23 protein-coding genes are annotated in these 23,959 nt (G+C 32.2%); 6 read left to right on the top strand and 17 right to left on the bottom strand.

The window, feature by feature from the left end; all coding sequences use genetic code 11:
• Window positions 1-47 precede the first annotated feature (47 nt).
• The 11 genes from nadB to FNB79_RS08015 form a co-directional block, all read right to left on the bottom strand.
• On the bottom strand, window positions 48-1,625 hold the full coding sequence (nadB, locus tag FNB79_RS08065) for an L-aspartate oxidase (RefSeq protein ID WP_143380830.1): 1,578 nt from the start codon (window positions 1,623-1,625) through the stop codon (window positions 48-50).
• Window positions 1,626-1,633: 8 nt separating this feature from the next.
• Window positions 1,634-2,632, bottom strand: coding sequence for a quinolinate synthase NadA (nadA, locus tag FNB79_RS08060; RefSeq protein ID WP_262711368.1), 999 nt, complete (start codon window positions 2,630-2,632; stop codon window positions 1,634-1,636).
• Window positions 2,633-2,911: 279 nt separating this feature from the next.
• On the bottom strand, window positions 2,912-3,496 hold the full coding sequence (locus tag FNB79_RS08055) for a hypothetical protein (RefSeq protein WP_143380828.1): 585 nt from the start codon (window positions 3,494-3,496) through the stop codon (window positions 2,912-2,914).
• Between the two features lie 17 nt (window positions 3,497-3,513).
• The gene (locus tag FNB79_RS08050; protein WP_143380827.1) at window positions 3,514-4,884 is read right to left on the bottom strand and encodes a M28 family peptidase; all 1,371 of its coding nucleotides are present in this window, start codon (window positions 4,882-4,884) and stop codon (window positions 3,514-3,516) included.
• Between the two features lie 46 nt (window positions 4,885-4,930).
• On the bottom strand, window positions 4,931-5,809 hold the full coding sequence (locus FNB79_RS08045; protein WP_143380826.1) for a PPK2 family polyphosphate kinase: 879 nt from the start codon (window positions 5,807-5,809) through the stop codon (window positions 4,931-4,933).
• A 214-nt stretch (window positions 5,810-6,023) separates the two neighbouring features.
• Window positions 6,024-7,187: a sigma-54-dependent transcriptional regulator gene (locus FNB79_RS08040; protein ID WP_143380825.1), complete on the bottom strand. Its 1,164-nt coding sequence runs from the start codon at window positions 7,185-7,187 to the stop codon at window positions 6,024-6,026.
• Between the two features lie 48 nt (window positions 7,188-7,235).
• Window positions 7,236-8,090: a mechanosensitive ion channel family protein gene (locus FNB79_RS08035; protein ID WP_143380824.1), complete on the bottom strand. Its 855-nt coding sequence runs from the start codon at window positions 8,088-8,090 to the stop codon at window positions 7,236-7,238.
• A 3-nt stretch (window positions 8,091-8,093) separates the two neighbouring features.
• Window positions 8,094-9,401 carry an ABC transporter permease gene (locus FNB79_RS08030; RefSeq protein WP_143380823.1) on the bottom strand — a complete coding sequence of 436 codons (1,308 nt, stop codon included), beginning with the start codon at window positions 9,399-9,401 and terminating at the stop codon, window positions 8,094-8,096.
• 2 nt (window positions 9,402-9,403) lie between these two features.
• A complete protein-coding gene (locus tag FNB79_RS08025; RefSeq protein ID WP_143380822.1) occupies window positions 9,404-10,333 on the bottom strand; it encodes an ABC transporter ATP-binding protein in 930 nt (309 codons plus the stop codon).
• A gap of 297 nt (window positions 10,334-10,630) precedes the next feature.
• A complete protein-coding gene (gene dnaJ, locus FNB79_RS08020; protein WP_143380821.1) occupies window positions 10,631-11,749 on the bottom strand; it encodes a molecular chaperone DnaJ in 1,119 nt (372 codons plus the stop codon).
• Between the two features lie 57 nt (window positions 11,750-11,806).
• Window positions 11,807-12,418 carry a nucleotide exchange factor GrpE gene (locus FNB79_RS08015; protein WP_394345106.1) on the bottom strand — a complete coding sequence of 204 codons (612 nt, stop codon included), beginning with the start codon at window positions 12,416-12,418 and terminating at the stop codon, window positions 11,807-11,809.
• A 101-nt stretch (window positions 12,419-12,519) separates the two neighbouring features.
• Between FNB79_RS08015 and FNB79_RS08010 the strand changes: the two genes are divergently transcribed.
• Window positions 12,520-13,188 (top strand): YceI family protein, encoded by a 669-nt coding sequence (locus FNB79_RS08010; protein WP_143380820.1) that lies wholly within the window; start codon window positions 12,520-12,522, stop codon window positions 13,186-13,188.
• A 58-nt stretch (window positions 13,189-13,246) separates the two neighbouring features.
• Here FNB79_RS08010 and FNB79_RS08005 read toward each other — a convergent pair whose 3' ends face one another.
• The 3 genes from FNB79_RS08005 to mnmD form a co-directional block, all read right to left on the bottom strand.
• Complete coding sequence (locus tag FNB79_RS08005) at window positions 13,247-14,155, bottom strand: TIGR01777 family oxidoreductase (protein WP_143380819.1); 909 nt, start codon at window positions 14,153-14,155, stop codon at window positions 13,247-13,249.
• A gap of 96 nt (window positions 14,156-14,251) precedes the next feature.
• Complete coding sequence (locus FNB79_RS08000) at window positions 14,252-14,821, bottom strand: pentapeptide repeat-containing protein (protein ID WP_143380818.1); 570 nt, start codon at window positions 14,819-14,821, stop codon at window positions 14,252-14,254.
• Between the two features lie 4 nt (window positions 14,822-14,825).
• A complete protein-coding gene (gene mnmD / locus FNB79_RS07995; protein WP_143380817.1) occupies window positions 14,826-15,503 on the bottom strand; it encodes a tRNA (5-methylaminomethyl-2-thiouridine)(34)-methyltransferase MnmD in 678 nt (225 codons plus the stop codon).
• A 168-nt stretch (window positions 15,504-15,671) separates the two neighbouring features.
• On the opposite strand from mnmD, the gene FNB79_RS07990 reads away from it, so the two are divergent.
• On the top strand, window positions 15,672-16,727 hold the full coding sequence (locus FNB79_RS07990) for a branched-chain amino acid aminotransferase (RefSeq protein ID WP_143380816.1): 1,056 nt from the start codon (window positions 15,672-15,674) through the stop codon (window positions 16,725-16,727).
• Between the two features lie 34 nt (window positions 16,728-16,761).
• On the opposite strand, the gene FNB79_RS07985 is transcribed toward FNB79_RS07990, so the two are convergent.
• Window positions 16,762-17,148 (bottom strand): pyrophosphohydrolase domain-containing protein, encoded by a 387-nt coding sequence (locus FNB79_RS07985; protein WP_143380815.1) that lies wholly within the window; start codon window positions 17,146-17,148, stop codon window positions 16,762-16,764.
• Between the two features lie 455 nt (window positions 17,149-17,603).
• On the opposite strand from FNB79_RS07985, the gene FNB79_RS07975 reads away from it, so the two are divergent.
• The 3 genes from FNB79_RS07975 to crcB all read left to right on the top strand — a co-directional run bounded on the left by FNB79_RS07975 (window position 17,604) and on the right by crcB (window position 20,450).
• Complete coding sequence (locus FNB79_RS07975) at window positions 17,604-18,911, top strand: DUF5723 family protein (protein ID WP_143380813.1); 1,308 nt, start codon at window positions 17,604-17,606, stop codon at window positions 18,909-18,911.
• 96 nt (window positions 18,912-19,007) lie between these two features.
• The gene (locus FNB79_RS07970) at window positions 19,008-20,063 is read left to right on the top strand and encodes a GyrI-like domain-containing protein (protein ID WP_143380812.1); all 1,056 of its coding nucleotides are present in this window, start codon (window positions 19,008-19,010) and stop codon (window positions 20,061-20,063) included.
• Window positions 20,064-20,078: 15 nt separating this feature from the next.
• On the top strand, window positions 20,079-20,450 hold the full coding sequence (gene crcB, locus FNB79_RS07965; protein ID WP_143380811.1) for a fluoride efflux transporter CrcB: 372 nt from the start codon (window positions 20,079-20,081) through the stop codon (window positions 20,448-20,450).
• On the opposite strand, the gene FNB79_RS07960 is transcribed toward crcB, so the two are convergent.
• A complete protein-coding gene (locus tag FNB79_RS07960; protein ID WP_143380810.1) occupies window positions 20,447-21,058 on the bottom strand; it encodes a DUF1684 domain-containing protein in 612 nt (203 codons plus the stop codon). The two genes, crcB and FNB79_RS07960, sit on opposite strands and share 4 nt — an antisense overlap.
• Before the next feature lie 231 nt (window positions 21,059-21,289).
• Between FNB79_RS07960 and FNB79_RS07955 the strand changes: the two genes are divergently transcribed.
• Window positions 21,290-22,513 (top strand): MDR family MFS transporter, encoded by a 1,224-nt coding sequence (locus FNB79_RS07955; RefSeq protein ID WP_143380809.1) that lies wholly within the window; start codon window positions 21,290-21,292, stop codon window positions 22,511-22,513.
• On the opposite strand, the gene FNB79_RS07950 is transcribed toward FNB79_RS07955, so the two are convergent.
• Complete coding sequence (locus FNB79_RS07950; RefSeq protein WP_143380808.1) at window positions 22,510-23,526, bottom strand: LacI family DNA-binding transcriptional regulator; 1,017 nt, start codon at window positions 23,524-23,526, stop codon at window positions 22,510-22,512. The two genes, FNB79_RS07955 and FNB79_RS07950, sit on opposite strands and share 4 nt — an antisense overlap.
• Between the last annotated feature and the right edge of the window lie 433 nt (window positions 23,527-23,959).

Below are 23,959 nucleotides of genomic sequence, written 5' to 3'. Positions count from 1 at the left end.
CGTTAACAATAGTTAACGCGCTTTTATTTTAAATATATATGAGATATTTATTCTGCTTGTACTAAGTCTGAATTATAAAAACCTCCCATATTTGTTTTACGACGTGCAGATTGCTCTACAATTAAATTTGCTATTGTATTTAAGTTACGAAGTTCGCAAATCTGAACCGATAGTTTAGACCCTACATATAGATCTCTTGTAGAATCTTCTACATAACGTAAATGTTTAGCAGCCTCTTTAAGCTTACTATTAGTTCTAACAATGGCTACTAAATCCGACATAATATGCTGAATTGTATTTCTATAATGTGTAATTAAAATTAATTCTTTAGGTGTAGAGGTTCCATCGTCATTCCAATCTGGCGCGTTTACATTTACAGGTTTAACCTCATCTACGTGTGCGATCACGTGATCTGCTATATGATTTGCATAGACTAATGCTTCCAATAAGGAGTTAGACGCTAATCGATTTGCTCCATGTAAACCCGTACTTGTGCATTCTCCTGCAGCATACAAGTCTTCAATAGTTGTCTCTCCATTAGTATTGACTTCTATACCTCCACAGGCATAATGGCATGCTGGTACAACCGGAATCATTTGTTTTCTTATATCTATACCTATGGCTAAACACTTGTCGTTAATATTAGGAAAATGCTTGATAAACGCATCATAATCTAAATGTGTACAATCTAAAAATACATGGCGTTCTCCTGTAGTATGTATTTCATTATCTATTGCTCTAGCTACAATATCTCTAGGGGCTAACTCGCCACGCTCATCAATATCAAGCATAAAGCGCTCTCCTTTTTTGTTTTTTAGATAAGCTCCAAATCCGCGCACGGCTTCAGAAATTAAAAACGACGGACTTTGCTCAGGTTCAAATAATGCTGTAGGATGAAATTGTACAAATTCCATATCTTTAATCTTTGCTAAAGCTCTATATGCCATTGCAATACCATCTCCTGTTGCAATTAGCGGATTGGTTGTTGAAGCGTAAACTTGCCCAATTCCACCAGCACATAAAATGGTTTTAGATGCTATATAAGGTTCTATAGCATTTGTTTTTTGATTCATGATATAAGCACCGTAACATCTTATATTTGTATGTTTTGTATCAGCATCTTTTAATTGGTGATCTGTAATTAAATCAATACCAAAATGATAGGGTAATACTTTAATATTTTCTAACCTAGCGACTTGTTCTAAGAGTGTACGCTCAATTTCAAAACCTGTAATATCTTTATGGTGAATAATACGATGCGCAGAATGACCTCCTTCTTTACCAAGATCAAACTCTCCTATATTATTAAAATCAAAATCTGCGCCCCAAGACATGAGTTGCCTCATACAATCTGGAGCTTCTTCTACCACCATTTTTACAACTTCAGGATCGTTATAATACTCTCCTGCAATCATGGTATCTTTTATATGATCTTCAAAGGAATCTAATTTATCCCAAACTACAGCAATACCTCCTTGCGCATATTTTGTATTGGATTCACTTTTATTAGCTTTAGTTACTACTAAAATTTCTTTATTTGGTAAAGCTTTAGCCAGACGTATGGCTGTTGTTAGGCCAGCAACTCCTGAACCTAAGATAAGGTAATCTGTATTAAATTGACTCATTCTTGATTTTAAGAGATTTCTAACATACGTTGAATAGGTAGTAATGCTTTTTCTTGAATCGCCTTATCTACGTGAACTTCTGGCAACTCATATTTCATACACGTGTATAATTTTTGAAGTGTATTCATTTTCATATAAGCACATTCACTACAAGCACAAGTATTATTTTCTTTTGCTGGTGCTGGAATTAATGTTTTATTAGGTACTTCTTTTTGCATTTCATGTAAAATACCTGCTTCGGTAGCTACAATAAACTCGTTTGCTGGATTCGTTTTTACATAATTAATAAGGCCTGCTGTAGAGCCCACATATTCAGCTATTTTTAATAAATGAGCCTCCGATTCTGGGTGTGCAATAATTCTTGCTTTTGGATTTTCTTTATGTACAGCCAATAATTTATCCATTGAAAAAGCTTCATGTACAATACAAGCTCCATCCCATAAAACCATATCTCTGCCTGTTTCTTTTTGTACCCAAGCACCTAAGTTTTTATCTGGAGCAAAAATTATAGGTTGATCTAATGGTACTGAATCTACAATTTTTTTTGCATTGGAAGATGTACAACATATATCGCTAATTGCTTTTACTTCTGCAGAAGTGTTTACATATGTAATAACAATATGCCCAGGATACTTTTTCTTAAACGTTGCTAAATCTTCTGCAGAACAAGAATCTGCTAAAGAGCAACCTGCATTTAAATCTGGTAAAATTACTTTTTTAGTCGGATTTAAAATCTTAGCAGTTTCGGCCATAAAATGTACCCCAGCAAACACTATTAAATCGGCATCGGTTTCTGCTGCTTTATAAGACAACCCTAAACTATCTCCTACATAATCTGCTAAATCTTGAATAGCTGGTTCTTGATAATAATGTGCCAAAATAACAGCATTCTTCTCTTCTTTAAGTCTCTTAATCTCTGCGACATAATCAATCTCCTGTGAGGTTTCCAACATTGGAATATATCCCAACTCTTTTATACTTTCTTTTACAGAATCCATATTTGTTATTAAATGAGTTGTAAAATTAATGAATTTTATAATGTTTATTTAATGTTTTATTATAGTATTTCATTTTAAATAAGAATAGTATACATAATTTGAACGAGAATAAAACATGTAAAAAACAGAAAAAAGAGGCCGTAACTATACCAACTTTTAATCTTTTTATAGTTTAAAATAATAACCAAAAACTAGCACTGAATGTATTTACTAAAATCCACACCGCTTGAGTATAAAAAAAGCGCGCTTAAAAAATTAAGCACGCTTTTTTATTATATCTTCACTTTTCTAGGGTTTAACAGTTCCGGTAAAGTGATTAATTTTTGGATTTATGGGATTTCCAGATGCACGTCTAGAAGTGGCTATTTGCCCGCAATGCCAAACAGAATCTTCTATAGGTCCGTTAATAGCATTCCAAAAAGGCACTACTCGATCTTCAGGTTCACCTTTAAAAATGATATTAAATCCTTCTAAATTTTCAGCCGTTTTAAATATATCTGAAGCTGCTTTATAATTATTTAAGGTAAGCGTTCTTAACTCTGTATATGATAATGGCTTTTTTAATGTTTCTCTTATATGTGGAACTTTTAAAGCAGCGTCCCTTATAATACAAGACATACTATACAAATGCAACATTATATCTCTAATAGGACGACCATCAGGTTTTAATTTAAAATCTAAATCGTTTGGAGTTAACGTTTCGGTTGCCCAATAAAACCGAAACCCTAAACCATCAATCATACGAGAAATTACAGTTCCGGGTGTATAGGTTTCTGGGTATTCAGGAATTTCATAGTATGGCAATGTACTTGTATTTTGAGCCATTATAGACATGTTAAAAGTGATTACAAATAAATATAAAATAATTTTCATTAACCTAAAGTGTTTTATTAAATACCATGGTTATCAAACAAATACACTAATGATGCCATGGTTGCCGCACCTAATTCTAATTCCCTTTTATTAACTGCATCAAAGGTATCGTTAGCTGCGTGATGATGGTCAAAATAACGTTGAGAATCTGGTCGTAATCCTACCGTTACATTATTATCTGTTTTTAACGGACCTACATCTGCTCCGGCTCCGCCTTGTTCGAAATAATGGATTAAATACGGCTTAAATAACGGTTTCCAATTTAAAACCTTCTTAAATGTATCATCGGTACAATCAAAACTAAAACCTCTTGGTGTAAACCCACCAGCATCACTTTCAAGGGACACTACATGTTTTTCGCCTTTTTGATTTGCTACTTTTGCATATTCTGTAGCTCCTCTTAAACCATTTTCTTCATTCATAAACATAACCACACGAAGACTGTGTTTAGGTTTAATATTTAAAGTTTTAAATAAGCGTAACACTTCCATAGACTGTACAATTCCTGCCCCGTCATCGTGAGACCCATCTCCTAAATCCCAAGAATCTAAATGTCCCCCAACGATAATATATTCATCTGGATATTGAGATCCTGTGATCTCTCCAATCACATTATAAGATTTTACATCTGCTAGTTGTTTACAGTTTTGTTTAAAATAAAATTGAAGTGAACTATCTAATTTTAACATGCTACTTAATAAGTTAGCATCTCTAGTGCTTATAGCTGCAGATGGGATACGTTTCTCTGCAGGTAAATCGCCATAAGTCATACTTCCTGCATGCGGAAAATCGTCTACTCTTAAATTCATGGATCTAACAATAACTCCTGCGGCACCATATTTTGCAGCTTGCACAGCCCCCATATAACGTTGATCTACGCAACCGCCATAAGCCTCGAACGTACTAATTAAATCGGCTTGCATTGGTCTGTTATAAAACACTATTTTTCCTTTAACACCTGCTTCACCTAATGCTGCCAATTCTTCAAAGTTTTTAACTTCAACTACAGAAGCAGTTAATCCTAAAGGGTTAGTAGACACCGATCCTCCTAACGCACAAATATTAACATTAGTAGTTTCTCCATTTCCTGTTTTTATATATGCAAATTCTTTAGCGCCACGTACCCATTTTGGTACCATTACGGGTTGTAACCAGACTTTATCTAAACCCAATTGGTCTAACTCTTCCTTACCCCAGTCCACCGCGCGTTCTGCATTTAAAGATCCCGATAAGCGACCGCCTATATCTTGCGACAAAGTTTCTAACCAATTATAACTTTCACCTTCGACTAAAGCCGACTTATATATTTCTTTTAATACTTCTTCATCAGTTTGTCCAATGGCATAATAACTTATACTTAAAGCAAGTAAGACAAATATTTTTTTCATGTTTTTTTAGGGGTATTGTAATTATTAATATAGAAAATGTTTGATTTTATTCATTTTCTAGTTGTGACTTATACGTTTTTATATTCGAGTATGTTTCTTGGTCTAACTCAGGTTCCTTCATGTCTGTATACGTTTTAAGAGTATTATAAAGAATTGTTGCTACAATTAGTCGAGCGGTAGGCTTATCGTCTGCAGGAATATTATACCAAGGCGCATTAGAGGTAGCGGTTCTATTTATAGCATCTTCGTAACAATTTTGGTAAACGTCCCACAATTCACGTTCTTTAAGATCGTCTGGAGAAAATTTCCAGTTTTTATTTTTTTTGTCTAACCTACGGATTAATCTATCGCGTTGCTCATCTTTAGATAGATTTAAGAAAAATTTAAATATTATAGTTCCGTTAGTTGTAATATGATTTTCAAAATTAACAATCTCTTCAAAACGCTTATTCCAGAATGCATCATTGACATCTGAGACTGTTTTTATAGTTGGTATATTTTCATTTAAAATATAAGCTGGGTGCACACGAGTAACCAAAACATTCTCGTAATGTGTTCTATTAAAAATAGCAAATTTACCACGTGGCGGTAAGCGTAAATAGTGGCGCCATAAATAATCGTGTTTTAACTCTAAATCTGTAGGAGATTTAAAACTGTGACAGTTTACACCTCTTACATTAAAATCTTTAAATACTTCACGGATTAAACTATCTTTCCCTGCAGTATCCATACCTTGAAAACATGCTAAAACAGCATATTTACCATGCGCATACATGGTGTTTTGTAGCTCGCCTAATTTTATCCTAACCTTCTCTAATTCTTTTTCGATTTTTTTTTCTGAAGCATGTAAATTAACCCTTGTTTTTAAATCTGAAATAGCAATTTTAGAGTCTATTTTGTAGTCTTTAATATCAATATCTTTCATAACGTATGATTGGTTTTAGGCTTATTGTACTACTAAAAAACAAAAATGCTTTTTATTAATCGCATTTTTGACAAAAAATTTAGACTTTTTGGGGACTGTAACTTACTTTTTAGTTAAAGCAGTTCTCTTTATACTCTATTATTAAGCATAAAAAAAACTCTATGCCAATATGGCTTAGAGCTTTTTTTATAGTTTACAAAATTATTATTTATTACTATTTAGTAGCGTATAGTTTAACATCATTTTCCTCGACTACTGCGTCGCTTAAAATAATTAAGCGCTCTACAACATTTCTAAGTTCTCTAATGTTTCCTGACCAATCATAAGATTTCAACAATTGAAGTGCAGCTTCTGAAAATTCTTTTTTAACATTACCTTGCTCTTTAGCAATTTTATCTGAAAAATAATTAACTAATAACGGAATATCATCACGTCTATCATTTAAAGCAGGCACTTGTATTAAAATAACTGCAAGACGGTGATATAAATCTTCTCTAAACCTACCAGCTTCTATTTCTTTTTTTAAATCTTTATTTGTGGCTGCAATTACTCGCACATCTACCTTAATATCTTTATCACTACCTACACGTTGCACTCGACTTTCTTGAAGGGCACGTAATACTTTAGCTTGTGCAGACAAACTCATATCTCCGATTTCGTCTAAAAAAATGGTTCCGCCATTAGCAGCTTCAAATTTACCTGCTCGATCTTTATTTGCGCTTGTAAATGCCCCTTTAACATGACCAAACAATTCACTTTCTATAAGCTCACTTGGTATTGCTGCACAATTTACTTCAACCATAGCACCTTTAGCACGTTCACTTTTTTGATGTAACCAATGTGCGACCAATTCTTTCCCTGTACCATTAGCTCCTGTAATTAGTACTCGAGCATCTGTAGGCGCAACCTTTTCAATAATTTCTTTAATGCTGGCAATGGCTGGGCTCTCACCAATCATTTGGTAATTTTTACTTACTTTAGTTTTAAGAATTTTGTTTTGTACAACCAATTCTTTTTTATCAAGTGCATTTCTAACTGTGTTTAGTAATCTATTTAAATCTGGAGGTTTAGAGATATAGTCGAAAGCTCCTAAACGCATGGTTTGCACTGCTGTATCTAAATCGCCATGCCCAGAAATCATTACCATTGGTGTTTCTGGTTTTATAAGTTTTACGGCTTCTAAAACTTCGACACCATCCATTTTTGGCATTTTAATATCACATAATACCAAATCGTAATCGTCTTTTTTAATCTTTTCTATTCCAATTAAACCATCTTCTGCTTCATCTAAATGATAGGTATCATTTTCTTCAGCTAAGATTTTAACCAAAACTCTACGAATGGCTGCTTCATCTTCAATAATTAAAATTTTTGGCATATCTTATTTTTTAGATAATGTTTAGGCGTTAATATAATACATCTTTTTCTATTTCTTTGCCTGATTAACATCTAATCCTGGTGCAGAAACGACATGTAAATCACGCTGCGGAAACGGGATTGAAATATTGTGAGCTCTAAATAATTTTTCAATTTTAAAACGTACATCACTTCTAGGTCCTTCTCCTAAAAAACTATCGCGTACCGTAAATGCGATTCTAAATAGTAGAGCATTATCTCCAAAATCCATAAACAAAACTCTTGGGGCTGGAAATGTTAGAATATCTGGATGATTATCTACAGATTGTAAGAGCAATTTTTCTACCAAAGCCACATCACTACCGTAAGCAACGCCTACGGTGACACTATCTTTAGTTTCTTTACCGTTTTGTGTCCAGTTATATAAACTACTTGTTAAAAATATATGGTTTGGAATAATAATTACACGATTATTTAAAGTAACTGCACGTGTTGTTCTTAATTTTATTTCTTCTACCCGTCCAATTTTATTATCTACTTCAATAATATCTCCCACATGTACAGATTGATCTACAATTATAAAAACACCAGAAATAATATCCTGAATTAAAGTTTGCAGAGCTAAACCAACACCTATTAATAAGGCTGCGGAAGCTGCAAATACTGCAGTAACATTTATACCTATAGAGTGAAATGTTATTAATAATATTATTAAATATACCACCCAGCTGGCATAAGAAAACAACATCTCAAACTTAACTTTATCATCCTGAGGAAGCTTTCTTGTTACTAGTTTGCTTAATAATTTTAACAATCTAGATGTTACAAAAAGAACTAAAACTATAACAAAAATAGCCTTTACAGATACAGAAATATCTTGTCCTAAATAGAACGTAAAGTTTAAAAAATCTTGAACTTGCTTCATCTATTAATATTTAATCCACTTAATAAGCTCTTTGTATGTTGGCTTTTTACCATACATTAATATACCTACACGGTATATTTTTGCAGCAAACCAAACGGCACATAAAAACGACCCGATTAAAAGTAATAAAGATAAAAGCTGTTGCCAAATTGGAACGCCAAAAGGAATACGCATTAGCATTACAACTGGTGATGTTAATGGAATAAAAGAAAAGATAGTAGAAACTGTTCCATGAGGATCTTCAATTACTGTAAAAAAACCAATATATACAGATAATATTAAAGGCATTAATATAGGGAACACAAACTGTTGCGTATCTGTTTCATTATCTACAGCAGCTCCAATAGCTGCATATAGCGAACTGTATAATAAATATCCTGCGATAAAGAAGAGTACAAATGCTAGTATTAAATTTGTTAGAGGTAAATGATAAAAACCTGTTAAGATTGTTTCTATTTGTCCATTTAATTGTTGATCGAATATAGATTGTTGAATTACTTGTTGTTGCGGAGTTTGACTCATATCTATCCCAAAAACAAAACCAACTAATGCCGTAAGCAATCCGCCTAAAATAATCCAAATACTAATTTGAGTAATACCGGCTAACGAGGTCCCTATTATTTTACCTAACATTAGTTGCATTGGCTTAACTGAAGAAATAATAACCTCTATAACACGACTTGTTTTTTCTTCTATAACACTGCGCATTATCATGTTTCCGTAAATTATTATAAACATAAATAATAAATACCCTGCAGCACCCCCAAAGGCTAGCTTTATAATACTCTCTATTTTAGAGGTTTTTTCGCCAGAAAAATTTTCTTGTACAATACTTACATCAATCTTTGCCGATTCTATTTTATCTAAATCTACGCCTACTTGTTGTAATTTAATATCGGTAAGTGATTTTTCAACTTTGTTTTCTAAACTGGTAACCACAGATAGTGATGGTGAATCTTCAGAATAAAACTTCACATGATTTTCTAAATAATTTACATCTAGGCTTTTTTCAATATGGAGTAAACCGTAATCTTCTTGCGCTTTTACTAAAACTTTAGCGGCTTCTAGATCTGTATGTTCTAAATACTTATATTTTATTGTCTCTGTATCTACAAACGTATTTTTTATTAAACCGGATTCATCTAATATTGCTATAGTCCTAACCTTGTTGTTACTTATTTGCGATAAATATGCCACTGTTGCAATAAGAGCAATAAGCACGATAGGACTAATAATAGTCATTACAATAAAGGCTTTATTTTTTACTTTCGTAAAATACTCTCTTTTTATAATAAGTGATAAATGATTCATGCTTAACTATTGTTCTGAATGGCTTTAATAAAGATATCGTTAGTACTTGGTAAGAGTTCTACAAAGTGAGAAACTTCCCCCTTAGTTGTTAAATAATGTAAAAGATCGTTTGCCTTTTCGTTAACTCCTAATTTCACATTTAGTTTTAATTGTTCGTCTATAGTTTTAAAGTGTGCTGGAGATACTTCAAACTTCTGAGCAATTTCTGCTCGTAAAGCCGAAATATGATCTGTTTTTACACCAACTTCGTAAGCATGTGTTTTAAACTTACGTTTAACGTCTGTAAGTTTACCATCTAATATTTTATTAGATTTATTAATTAGAGCAATGTGATCGCATAATTCCTCTACAGATTCCATACGGTGTGTAGAAAAAATTACAGTAGCGCCATTATCTCTTAAACGTAAAATTTCGTCTTTAATTAAATTGGCATTAATTGGGTCGAAACCTGAAAAGGGTTCGTCAAAAATAAGCAGTTTTGGTTCGTGTAATACCGTTACAACAAACTGAATTTTTTGTGCCATTCCCTTTGAAAGTTCTTGTATTTTCTTATTCCACCAATGACCAATCTCTAAACGATCAAACCAATAATGAAGTCTTTTTTTAGCCTCTGTTTTACTTAACCCTTTTAACTGTGCTAAATATAAAGCTTGCTCGCCTACCTTCATAGATTTATACAAACCACGCTCTTCTGGCAAGTACCCAATATCTTTTATATGATGGTTTTTTAGAGGCTCTCCATCTAAAATTACATGCCCCGAATCCGGCATAGTAATTTGGTTAATAATACGGATTAATGTGGTTTTTCCTGCGCCATTTGGCCCTAACAAACCAAAAATACTACCTTTTGGAACTTCTATAGAAACTTGATTAAGCGCTGTAAAATTTCCAAATTTTTTAGAAATAGTATGCGCTTCTAATATATTTTGCATTCTTGATTTTAGTTATTTCAGGCTGTAAATATATTAAATGTAAGACAAGATGCTCCATAATACTATACTAAAAACAAGTAATTCCTAAAATCACAAAACCCACCCTTAAAACATCAAGGATGGGAAAAAATTGCTATGAAAAAGAAAAACTTACTAAGTTCAATTAGTAATGTCTCAAATATAAAACTTTATATTGATAATTACGTATTTTTTTTAGATAAATTTTACGATAATCCTAAAATAAAAACATCCACTTTAATAAAGTGGATGTTTACAAATAAATTTATAGATTGTCTTTTAAGAAAACATATCTTTAACTTTCTCAAAAAATGACTTGTCTGAACTTTCTGGTTTTGGCGAAAAATGATCGTCTTCTCTCATAGATTCAAAAAACTCTTTTTGTTGCTTATTTAACGTTTTAGGCGTCCATACATTTACATGTACGAGTAAATCACCTTTAGCATATCCGTTTATATTAGGAATTCCTTTACCACGTAAACGTAATATTTTACCTGATTGTGTACCAGCTTCTATTTTAATACGTACCTTACCGGTTACAGTTTCAATTTCTTTAGAGGTACCTAATACAGCATCTGGGACACTTACATATAAATCAAAATGAAGATTATCGCCTTCACGTTGTAAACTGCTATGTGTTTCTTCTTCAATAGCAACTAATAAATCTCCAGATATACCTGTAGCTCCAGGAGCTTCATTACCTTTTCCTGTAACTTTAAGTTGCATACCATCTACAACTCCAGCAGGAATTTTAATAGATACCGTTTCTTCTTTAATTACTAAACCTTGAGCATCTGCATCGTTAGGTTTTTTATCAATAATTTGTCCAGATCCGCCACAAGAAGTACATGGTGATGCTGTTTGCATTCGTCCTAAAATAGTGTTAGCTATACGTGTTACTTGCCCAGTTCCTTGACATGTAGTACATGTTTTATAGGTTGTACCTTGAGCCTGAACTTTACGTCTAACTTTTACCTTTTTCTCTACACCGTTAGCAATCTCTTCTAGGGTTAATTTTACACGAATTCTAAGGTTACTTCCTTTCACTCTGCGCTGGCCACCGCCACCGCCAAATCCTGAAAATCCGCCGCCAAAACCGCCACCACCAAAGATATCACCAAACTGGCTAAAAATGTCGTCCATATTCATATGTCCGCCACCGTAACCACCACCGCCTTCAAAGGCTTGATGACCAAATTGGTCATAACGTGCTTTTTTATCTTGGTCGCTTAAAATTTCGTAAGCTTCTGCAGCTTCTTTAAATTTAGTTTCAGCTTCTTTGTTATCTGGATTTTTATCTGGGTGGAATTCAATTGCCTTTTTTCTGTATGCTTTTTTTATTTCAGCAGCAGTGGCATTTTTATCAACTCCTAAAATTTCGTAATAATCTCTCTTCATGGGTGTGTCACTTTCGACCGTTAATATTTTTACACTATTATATGATACTACTTAAAGTTATTGTCCGATTACAACTTTAGGAAACCGGATTACTTTTTCTCCTAGTTTGTATCCTTTTTCTATAACGTCTATAATTTTTCCTTTCATATCTGGTGTTGGAGAAGGGATTTGAGTAATGGCTTCATGATGGTCTGCATTAAATGTATCGCCAGCAGCAACCTCAACCAATTCTAAACCTTTAGATTGTAATACATTTTTAAGTTTATTACTAATTAACTCTACACCTTTTAAAAGATTTTTTTCTTTAGTTTTAGAGATTTCACTATAAGCACGATCAAAATCATCTAAAATTGGCAACATTGCAACCATGACATCTTGGTTGGCAGTTTTAAATAATTCGATACGTTCTTTTGAAGTTCTTTTTTTATAATTTTCAAACTCAGCAAATAATCTTAAAAACTTATCTTTTTCTTCTTTTAATTTAGTTTGCAATTCCTCCTCTACAGATACCTCTTGACTTTCAGCAGCTTGCTCTTCAGATTGTTCTTCTACTTGCTGTTCTACTTGTTCTTCTATATTTTCGACTTCAACGTCTTTTTTAAGCTCTTCTTTACTCATGTCTTCTAATTTATAATAAACACTAACCATAAAAGGCAAAAGTACTGCCATCTTTAAAAAATTGTCAAAATGTCACAAATAAAAGTCAGGTTTTAGTCTTTATGCCTATAATTTTAATTATTTTTGAATTCAAACATAAAAGAACAAATAACATGAAAAATAGAATTTTAACATTATTCGTTGCGTTATCTATAGGTAGCGCCGTTACATCTTGTAAAGACAAATCTAAAGAAGCTGAAGCGACAGCTGCAGAACCTGTTGCAGAAACTGTACCTACTGCAGACATGTATAAAGTAGACACCGAAAATTCTACTATTGAGTGGAAAGGTGCTAAACCAACTGGGGAACATTTTGGAACGATTAGTATTGCCTCTGGGGAACTTACTGCTGAAGGAAATACAATTGAAAGCGGAATGTTTACTATAGATATGAGTACTATTACTGCTTTAGATGTTGAAGGCGATAAAAAAGAAAATTTAGAAGCTCACCTAAAAGGGACGGTTGAAGGAAAAGAAGGTGACTTTTTTAACATCAATGAATTTCCTACTGCTGCTTTTGAAATTACAGGTATAACTACAAATGAAGCTAGCAAAACTATACTTTCTGGAAATTTAACCTTAAAAGGGATAAAGAAAAATGTATCATTCCCAGTAACTGTAACTACCCAAGATGATACGCTAAGCTTGGTTAGTGAGACATTTGCTATTAACAGAACAGAATGGGGTGTAAACTTTGGTTCTAAATCTGTATTTGATAACCTTGGCGATAAATTTATTAATGATGATATAATTTTAACTGTAAAGGTAAAAGCTACAAAATAAGCATCTAAAAATTACAACGCATTATTTTTTTAAAGGCTATCTGTAAAAGGTAGCCTTTTTACATTAATAATGCTGATAAAGCTGGCTGCAAATTGGGGTAATTAAATTCAAAACCTTGAGCTTCTAATTTTTTACTACTAACCCGTTGGCTAGCATACATTAATTCATGCATTTCGCCCAAGACCAATTTTACGGCAAACTTAGGAATACCAGGCAAAAACATAGGCTTATCTAAAGTTTTAGCTATAGATTTCATTAACTCTGTTTGTGTCACTGGATTTGGAGCCACCGCATTATAAATACCTTCTCCACAATATTTTAATAGAAACACAAACACACGAGCAACATCGTCTATATGAATCCAAGATTGCCACTGTTCTCCAGATCCAAACACAGCACCTAAACCAAGATCTATAGGTTTCTTAAATTCAGGTAAAACACCACCTTCTGTTGAAAGTACTAATCCTATTCGGACTTTAGCAACTTTAACATTAAGACCAAAAAAAGTATCGACTTCAGCTTCCCAAGCTTTCACGACATCCCCTAAAAAAGAGGGATCTACTTGAGTATCTTTTTCATTATAGTATTTTGTTAAAGAATCTGGATAAATACTTATACCACTAGCAGAAATAATTTGTGCCACATTATGAGTTGGCAATGATTTTAAACCGTGGTGTAATAAACGAGCCGATAACACACGACTATCTATTATATTTTTTTTGTTTGAAGCTGTCCACCGTTTAGACACCGTTGAACCTGCAAGATGAATAATAACATTTACATCTTCAAAACACGCTGTATCTATTTCCTTAGTTTTAGGATTCCAATAATAGCCTTGGTAGTTTTTTTTAGTAACAATTTTTTCTTTTCGAGTGGTTAAATATTTAACACTAACATCCTTCTGGAGACAAAGTTCCACGATTTTAGTACCCAAAAGTCCAGTAGCTCCAGTAATTAAAACACCCATCTCTTATTATTTTATACAAAAATACAAATACATATATTCCTACAAGTTACATTAAGTAAGGTTTAACACTAAAACCCAAAATTAACCTCTACATATTTAACTGATTTTCAGCTGAAAATTACGCAATAACCCTTCTAGATTATCACTAGAAAACTTAGCACCTTTCATTTTATTACGTACGGGATCGATATTAAAATTATAAGCATTAAAAAAATTAGCACCTTCTAAATTCGAATTCGTAAACACAGCACCTTCTAAATTACTATCTTCAAAATCGGAATACTTTAAATCACAATCTACAAAACTCGCTTGTTGCAATTCACAATCTATAAATGAGGTTTGTTTTAATTTTAAAGTATCAAATCGTGACATTTGGAGGTTACATTTTTTAAAATTCATACGCATTAAAAAAGCACTAAGTTGAGAAAAATTTAAGCCTATCATTTTACATGCCTTAAAGGAAACATCATTAAAGGATGCTTTTCTAACAGAGACATTACTTAAATTACATTCTACAAATTCACAATCTGTAAAAACATATCTAAAAAGATCGCAATTAGAGAAATTACATTGCGTAAACGTACATCCATCATAATCACCGATTGCTAACGTATTTTTAGAATAGTCTTGATTTTTAAACAATAAATCTTCAACATAGGTTGTCATACTCTTATATTTTAATTGCTCTTAACATTTCTCTTTTTCCAGGCGGGCCAGGAATACGCGCTACATTAAAACCTACGGCTTGCATAGCTCGTCTTGCATTACCTTGCGCACAATATGTAACTAAAACACCTCCTGATTTTAATGCGTTATACATGATACTAAAAATAGACTCTCCCCACAATTCAGGTTGTTTTCTCGGGCCAAAAGCGTCAAAATATATAATATCATATTTCCCTACATCTTCAATATCTTTAAAGGATTTTTGCTGTTTGGTTAAAAAAAAGGAAGACGTTATAGCTTGTTTAACGTCCCAACTACAGGTGTGAAGTGCATTAAAGATAGATACAAAACGACCATCTTTTATAGTCTGTGCATAATTAATTTGATTTAAATCTGAAGTCGTTATGGGGTAAGCTTCTACACCAAAATAATTAATTTTACAAAGTAAGCTTTCTGCCTCCAAACACGTTAAAAACGCATTCAAGCCGGTACCAAAACCAATTTCTAAAATAGCACGTTCTTCACAATCAGGATGTTGCTGTAAACTATATTGCAAACCCGATGTAATAAACACATGTAACGCCTCTTGTACTGCGCCGTGTCTGGAATGATAAGTCTCATCTAAATCTGGTAAATAAATGGTAGAAGAACCATCGGCAGTAGTAATAAATTTACGTTCCAAAACAATACTTTTAGTAGAAGATTAATAAGAATCTTAAAATTGAAAATGAAGGATTTACTATTTTTTATAATCAGTTAATTCCAAACGTAAATATAAGCGTTTTTTAAAAATTTTATACTACTTTTAGGCTATATTTAAATACTGTTTAATTAAGTAAATTGTAATATTTTGACAAATACGATTGAAATTACAAAAGCACAAACAAGCAAGATACATGACGTGGATTTTGAGAATTTGTCTTTTGGTAAAGTTTTCACAGATCACATGTTTGTATGTGATTTTAAGAACGGCGAATGGCAACAACCAGAAATTACGCCTTATGCACCCATAACCTTAGATCCTTCTGCTCGTGTTTTTCATTACGGCCAAGCTGTTTTTGAAGGCATGAAAGCATTTAAAGACGATGAAAATAAAGTCTGGTTATTTAGACCTGAAGATAATCTGCTACGTATTAACAAATCTGCTGAGCGCTTGGCTATTCCTGCTTTCCCTCAAGATGTTTTTATGGAAGGGTTAAAAGCACTTGTTCAACTAGATGAAGCTTGGGTTAAGCAAGGTCTAGGAAACTCCTTATATATAAGACCTTTTGTAATTGCAACTGAACCTGCAATTGCAGCATCTCCTGCTGTAGAATATAAATTTTTAATTATATGTTCTCCTGCACAATCTTATTATTCTGGAGATGTACGTGTATTAATTGCAGAAGAATTTAGTAGATCTGCCAATGGTGGGGTTGGTTATGCTAAGGCGGCAGGAAATTATGCTGCACAGTTTTATCCAACTAATTTAGCTAATAAAGAAGGTTTCCAACAAATTATTTGGACCGATGCAGATACGCATCAATATCTTGAAGAAGCAGGTACCATGAATGTGTTTTTTAGAATAAACGATACCTTAATTACCGCGCCTACAAGTGAACGAATTTTAGACGGAATTACACGTAAAAGTATTCTTAAAATTGCTGAAGATTCAGGAATCTCTGTTGAAGTAAGACCCGTAAAAGTAAGCGAACTTATTGAGGCAAGTAAAGACGGATCCTTAAAAGAAATTTTTGGTTCTGGAACGGCTGCTATTGTAAGTCCTATTTCTGCATTCTCTTACAAAGGCGAAGTGTTTGAAATACCTCATCAGGAAGAAAGGTTTTCTGCTATATTTAAAGAGAAACTCCTTAATATACAATACAACAAATCTGAAGACCCTTATGGTTGGAGAGTAAGCATATAAAATTAAAAGAGCGACTTTAAAAGTCGCTCTTTTTTTACTTATATAAAACCGATGCAAGATCTGGATTAAAATAATTTGGCCCTTTTAGCACCTTGCCATCTGCCCTATATATTGGCTCTCCATTAACATCTAATTTACTCATATTACTGCGTTGTATTTCGTTAAATACAGCTTCAATTTTATGTTGTAATCCATGCTCTATAATTGTACCACATAAGATATAAAGCATATCGCCTAAAGCATCTGCAATTTCTACTAAATCTTTGTTTTTAGCCGCTTCTAAATACTCATCATTTTCTTCTTTCATTAAGTGATAACGCAACATGGTTTTTTCTGGCCCTAAATCTGCTTGAGGAGATTCACTATACCCCAATTTAAATGCGGTATGAAATGCCTTTACAGCTTCTATTTTACTCTTCATATTATTAAAATATTATAATTTTGATTACATTTACAGACTTGATAATTTTGCAATTAAATCATGATTTTTTTATGCATCTTATCAGTTTTTAATTCTAGATTTTATTTTTAATTAATTCGCAGCCTACCCCATGTTTACAAATGGTCAACTCATCTTTGGAGCTTTATTTTTTATCGTCTTTATAATTTCTATTTTTTACACTTATAAAAAAGATTTTGCATTGCATAAAAAATATTACAATGGTAGTATTTGGGTTCTTATAGGCTTTATTGCTTTTCTACTTTTTATAATTAGTATAAAACTTATATTTAAAGGTTAAAATACGGTTTAATATACGTATAAATCACTTTACATTTGTAATGTGAAATTATAAAAATATATCCCTAAGCTTAATAAAATTATTTTATTAAGCTATTAAATATTATTTTTCCGTAGCAAATCAAACCCTTACGGAAATGAAACTTCAACCCACTCCATTAATTTTCACCCTTATAGTTTGTTTTTTTTACCAATTGCAGGCTCAAAACTATATTGGACATACGGTAGATAATTATGCAGGAGTACAGAGCGTAACTTATAATCCTGCTACTGTGGTAAACTCTAATATGAAGCTGGATATTAATATCTTTTCGGCAAGCAGCTTTTTTGCTAGTGACTATTACGGTATTAAATTAAAAAATTTGTTTGATAGCGATTCCCCATTTAATATTGAAGATGAGACCAAAACATTTCCTAAAGACAATAATAACTTTTATACCAATTTAGATATCGTGGGACCATCGGTATCACTAAATATTAACAGCAGGCATAGTATTGCGCTTATATCTCGTATGAGAGGATTTGGAAATATAAATAAAATTAATGGTACCCTTTTTGAAAATTATGAAAACGAGTTTGACGACTCTGAAGATTTTAGTTTCGAGAATGATGAATTTACTGGAACAATACATGCTTGGGCAGAAATAGGATTTACCTATGGACGCGTTTTATACAACCAAAATAATCAACTATTAAAAGGAGGAATTACCTTAAAATACTTACAAGGTTTTGGTGCCGCAATTACTAGTACTAATGGCATGCAAGGCTATTATAATGCTTCTGAAAATACTTTAGAAACCAGCGGAAATTTAATTTATAGTGTTACAGGAGATTTTGATAGTGACGATATCTCATACAACAATTTAGGTTCTAGTATTGGAGCAGATTTAGGTTTTGTTTATACTTGGACTAAAACTCAAACCCTACCCGGTATAAATACTAATTACACTTTAAAATTAGGAATCTCTGTAACAGACCTCGGTTCTATTAGTTACGATAATACAGAAGTTTCTAATTATGATTTAAATGCAACGATACAGCCTGACCAATATGATGTAGAGGATTTTGATGATTTATACGAATACACTTCAGAAATAAAAACAGTTAAAATACAGCTTCCAACTGCACTCCATATCTTGGCAGATTACAACATTACCAAACGCTTTTACCTAAGTGCTCAGGCCGATTTTTCTTTAGTAAAAGTAGACGATGCTGAAACCTCAAACAGCCTAAATACTTTTATAGTTACACCGCGGTTTGAAAGCAAATGGTTTAGTATGTATATGCCTTTGGGATTAAGAGAATATGAAGATTTTGGAGTTGGATTAGGATTTAGAGCAGGACCATTAACATTAGGGTCTGGATCTATTATTTCAAACTTAGTGTCTAATTCGTCTAAATCTGCAGATCTATATATCGGTTTAAAAGTACCTATTTATAGATAAAATGACTAAAAACAGCACTAATAAAAAGAAGAAATACCCTTATTAAAAAATTGATATAAAATTGTTTACCTTTGATATTATTACAATTTTTCATCAATGAAATTCACAAAATATATTCTATTTTTACTTCTTATAGCCTTCATTGGTTCTTCAATTTATATTGCTGTTCAACCTAACGAAATAAGCTTTTCTAAAACAAAAATTATTGCTGCTCCACAAGAAGTTGCATATACTTATATTAACGATTTAAGACACTGGACAAATTGGGTCCCTTGGAAAAAAACAAGTACAACAGACACCAATTCCAATAGCAAAGAATACACTTGGCTACAAGACAATTCTATTGGTAGAATCTCTACTAAACAATCATCTAAACCTTCACATATTCAACAAGATTTAGTTTTTCACGATTACCCTAAATCAGAATTAGAATGGAAAATAGACTCTGTGTCTCCTAAAACTTCTCGGGTAACACTTAGTATGAGCAGTAAAAATATAACCTTTAAGAAAAAAGCATATTATGCCATTTTTGGCACACCAGAAACAGATCTTGCTCCTAAGTTTGAAACAAGTTTAGTTGCACTAGACTCTGCTATAGTTAAAAGTATGAAAGTGTATAGCATAACCATTAATGGCGTTACCAACCATAGTGGCGGTTATTATTTATATAACACAACCACAACTTCTATAGACAATTACAAAAGTAAAGTACAACAGATGATGTCTGATATTACAGATTATATTAAAGAAAATCAAATACCAATGGCTGGTTTTCCTTATGTATTATATCACGATTGGAACCCTGAAAACAATACCGTATCTTTTTCTTGTTGTATTCCTACAACAACTCAAGTAATAAGTACCAACGATAAAATTTTAACCGGTTTACTCCCAGCTTTTAAAACTCTTAAAACAACATTAAAAGGAGATTATAATTATTTAGATAAAGCTTGGGATGCTGCTTTTAAACATATAAGTGCTAATGATTTAACTCGAGCAAAAAGTAATATAATGCTTGAAAGTTTTATAACTAACCCCAAATATAAAGTTAACCCTGCAAATTGGGTCACTGAGATTTACATCGCTTTAGCAGATCAAGATTCAACTGAGCAAGGTTATGCCAACTTAAAATTACCTTCAAACAATCCCTAAAACCAACACTCAAAAATGAAACAAGTCGTTTTAGTTTTTATTGGTGGAGGTTTTGGTAGTGTGTTACGCTATACCATAAGTAAATATATAAACGATGCACATACAGGTATTCCTTATGGCACTTTCTTAGTAAATATTTTGGGCAGTTTACTTATTGGAATACTATTAGGGTTGGCAAATAAAAACCATCTCATGTCTCATAATTACACCTTATTACTCGCCACAGGATTTTGTGGTGGTTTAACAACGTTTTCTACCTTTGCTTACGAAAATCAAGTGTTTCTAAAAACTGGAGACTTTTTAAACTTTACCTTATATACTTTTACCACATTTGTAGTCGGATTTCTTGCTGTGTTTCTAGGCGTTTACCTAATTAAACAATTTTAGTGTTTTGTAAAAGCCTTTACTCCTGCTTTAATTTCTGTATTTAAAAAATTTGTTCGGGGTACAATCGGGCAAGAATACTTCTCGTTATAGGCACAATATGGATTAAACGCGGTATTAAAATCTATTGTAATAATACTGTCTGTCTTTTTGTTATTAACAGGCACCTCTATATAACGTCCTCCACCATATGTAGAGTCGCCATTTGTTAAATCTAAAAATGGTAAAAACAAATAATCTTCATAACCTTCTTCTGCTAACAAATCTTCACTTTCGTATATTTGAAGTTCAAAGTCTTCTCCTTTAATTTTAAATTTTACAATTCCAAAAACACGTTCTTTAGACATGCGGTCTGTAGTTGTTGGCATCTCAAAAAATGTACTATCTGGTGTATGTTTTAGTGTTGCTTGTACAATGTAAGCAGAATCAACTTCAAAAAAATCTAACCCTTTAAACACTTTTCTATCTTTCTTTTTTAAGGGCGATTTACTTGCATCTTTAAATGTAGAATTTAACGCGATTTGAAAAGGCGTATCTCCCACTAAAGGTTCTTTTTTCTGAAAACAAGAACACATACAAAATAATAACGCTAAATATAAAAGTGATTTCATTACCATAAATTTGAATTTCAAAAATACAACTTATCATTTTTTTATCTAGATTTGAATAAGAAAATATATTCCGATCGTGTTAAACCTAAAAGTCTCTTACAAATGTACTCGCCTATCTTACTTAAGATACAGGACTTGTAATATATAAGACTTTCAAAATACTATATAAAAACGTCCAACATAATCTTTTAAGTTGGACGTTTTTTTTTTGCACTAACAAAAATAAACCCAATGAAAACACTATTTAAAAATTACATAAACACCTTTAAAGGCTTATCTACCGAAGTATGGTGGTTAGCTTTTATCACTTTAATAAATAGGGCTGGCACTATGGTTATTCCTTTTTTATCATTGTATCTTACCAAGAACCTACATTTTAGTCTAATTGAAGTTGGGTGGATTATGAGTGCTTTTGGTGGAGGTTCTGTTGTTGGGTCATGGTTAGGCGGTAAACTAACCGACAAATTAGGTTTTTACAAAGTGATGGTTTTTAGCTTAGTGACATCTGGATTTTTATTTGTAGCCTTACAATTTCTATCCACATTTGTAACAATTTGCTTAGGTGTTTTTATATTAATGATAGTGGCCGATATGTTTAGACCTGCAATGTTTGTAGCTTTAAGTGCATATAGTAAACAAGAAAATAAAGTACGTTCTGTAACTTTAATACGTTTAGCAATTAACCTTGGTTTTTCTGCAGGACCTGCTATTGGCGGATTAATTATAGTGACATTAAGTTACGGCGGATTATTTTGGGTTGATGGGATAACATGTATTTTAGCAGGAATTTTACTTCTAAATGTATTACATCCTAAAAAAGTAAAAATTGCAGACGAGATTGTAATTAAAAACCCGCAATCTGCTTACAAAGATATAAATTACATTATCTTTTTATTTGCAATGTTACTGTTTGGTGTGGCCTTTTTACAATACTTTTCTACGGTCCCTTTATTTTACAAAGAAGTGTTTTACTTATCTGAATTTGAAATTGGTTTATTAATGGGTATGAATGGATTTTTAATTTTTGTATTAGAAATGCCATTAGTTAAAACCTTAGAAAAATCGTTATATTCTAAAACAGGAATCGTTATTTTCGGAGCCCTACTTACCGCATTAAGTTTTATCTTTCTAAACCTAAGTAGTTGGGCTGGCGTATTGGTTATAGGAATGTTATGTATGACGGTTGGAGAAATGATTGCATTTCCATTCTCTAATGCTTTTGCTCTAGAAAGAGCAAAAAAAGGAAATCAAGGAGAATATATGGCCTTGTATAGCATATCGTTCTCTATTGCTCACATTATTGCACATAATTCGGGCATGCATTTAATAGACAAATACGGTTATGAATTTACTTGGTACACAACCATTGTGATAATGATCGTATGCATTAGCATTTTATATTACTTAAAATGGAGAATGATGCGTAAAAAAGACAAACAATTCGCTATTAACTAACGTGTAGAATCACGCACTACGATATCTGTTTCGATAAATTCAGTTGTGTAAGATTTTGCATCGTCTCGCTTCTCTAATTTATCGATTAGTTTCTTAGCTGCTACCGCGCCCATGATTTCACCATGCTGACTTACACAAGTCAATCTTGGATGAGAGTTTCTGGCTAGAATACCATTAGCAAAAGAAATAACTGCCAAATTTTCTGGTATTTTATAACCGTTTTCTTTTGCTAATTTCATCGCAGAAAGTGCAGACGATTCATTTGTAGAAATTAATCCGTCAATTTCATGATCAAATAACGGTTTAATCATCTTATCGTATTGCTTGTAATCAGCTTCATTTGTGTTAATAACCAAGTTAGAATCTAGCGGAAGGTTGTTTTGCTCTAACCCTTTCTTATAGCCTTCAAAACGCAAACGCCCTATGCTTAAACTTTTTAAAGGAGATACAAAAGCGATACGTTTGCAGCCTTGTTTTACTAAATAACTCACCGCATCTGCACACGCATTTAAATCGTCTGTTATAATTTTATCACAGTCTACATGTTCAGATACGCGATCAAACATAACTATAGGAAACCCAAATTTAACACTATCAGTAAAGTGGCTAAAAGCGCCATTTTCTTCGGTTTCTTTAGAAATTGCAAGTAAAAATCCATCAATACTTCCAGTAGATAACATATCGATAATTTCAACTTCTTTTTGGTAAGATTCATTAGAAATGGTCGTCATAATTCTATACCCATGACTTGCTGCTTCTTTTTCTATACCTTGTAAGACCTGCATATAAAAATAATTGAGCATATTAGGTATAATTACACCTATACTTTTAGATCGTTTATTTTTTAAACTTAATGCATTATAATTAGGTCTATAATTCTTTTCTTTCGCATAATTTTGAATTAAAACACGGGTTTCTTCACTAATTTCAGGAATATCATGAAGTGCTTTAGATACTGTGGAAACGGATACATTTAATGCTTTTGCAATATCTTTTAAGGTTGTTTTTTTCATGAATTTGGCTATTAGTTTAAATTCGTAATTTTAATAAATTCTAAAAATAAATAAAATCTAAAATTATAATATTTTTTTGAAACTAAAAAGCCTTAAATTTTATTAATTTGTAATTTTTTTATCTATTTAAGGCAACTTTAAAGCAGTATTATTAAGAAATAGATATTTTTACATCATTTTGGTCAACAAAAAATATAACGTAATAATTTAATATTGCTTTAACCTGTTTATACACAGCACAAAATAAATTTATAGTATAAAAAACACAGAGCTCGTCTGTATTAAACAATATCTTTATAGTGTTAACATGTGTAAATTGACAAATCTATTTGTAATGAAACTCTAATTACACATAATGGGCATTAAAAATGGTTTCTTTAGCATAAAATTTAAAATAAAAGTCTTGTAATTTTTTCTGATTTACACCAACAAA

Origin of the sequence: Formosa sediminum (assembly GCF_007197735.1) — a bacterium.
Lineage (GTDB): Bacteria > Bacteroidota > Bacteroidia > Flavobacteriales > Flavobacteriaceae > Formosa > Formosa sediminum.
This window is presented reverse-complemented; position numbering and strand designations above follow the sequence as displayed.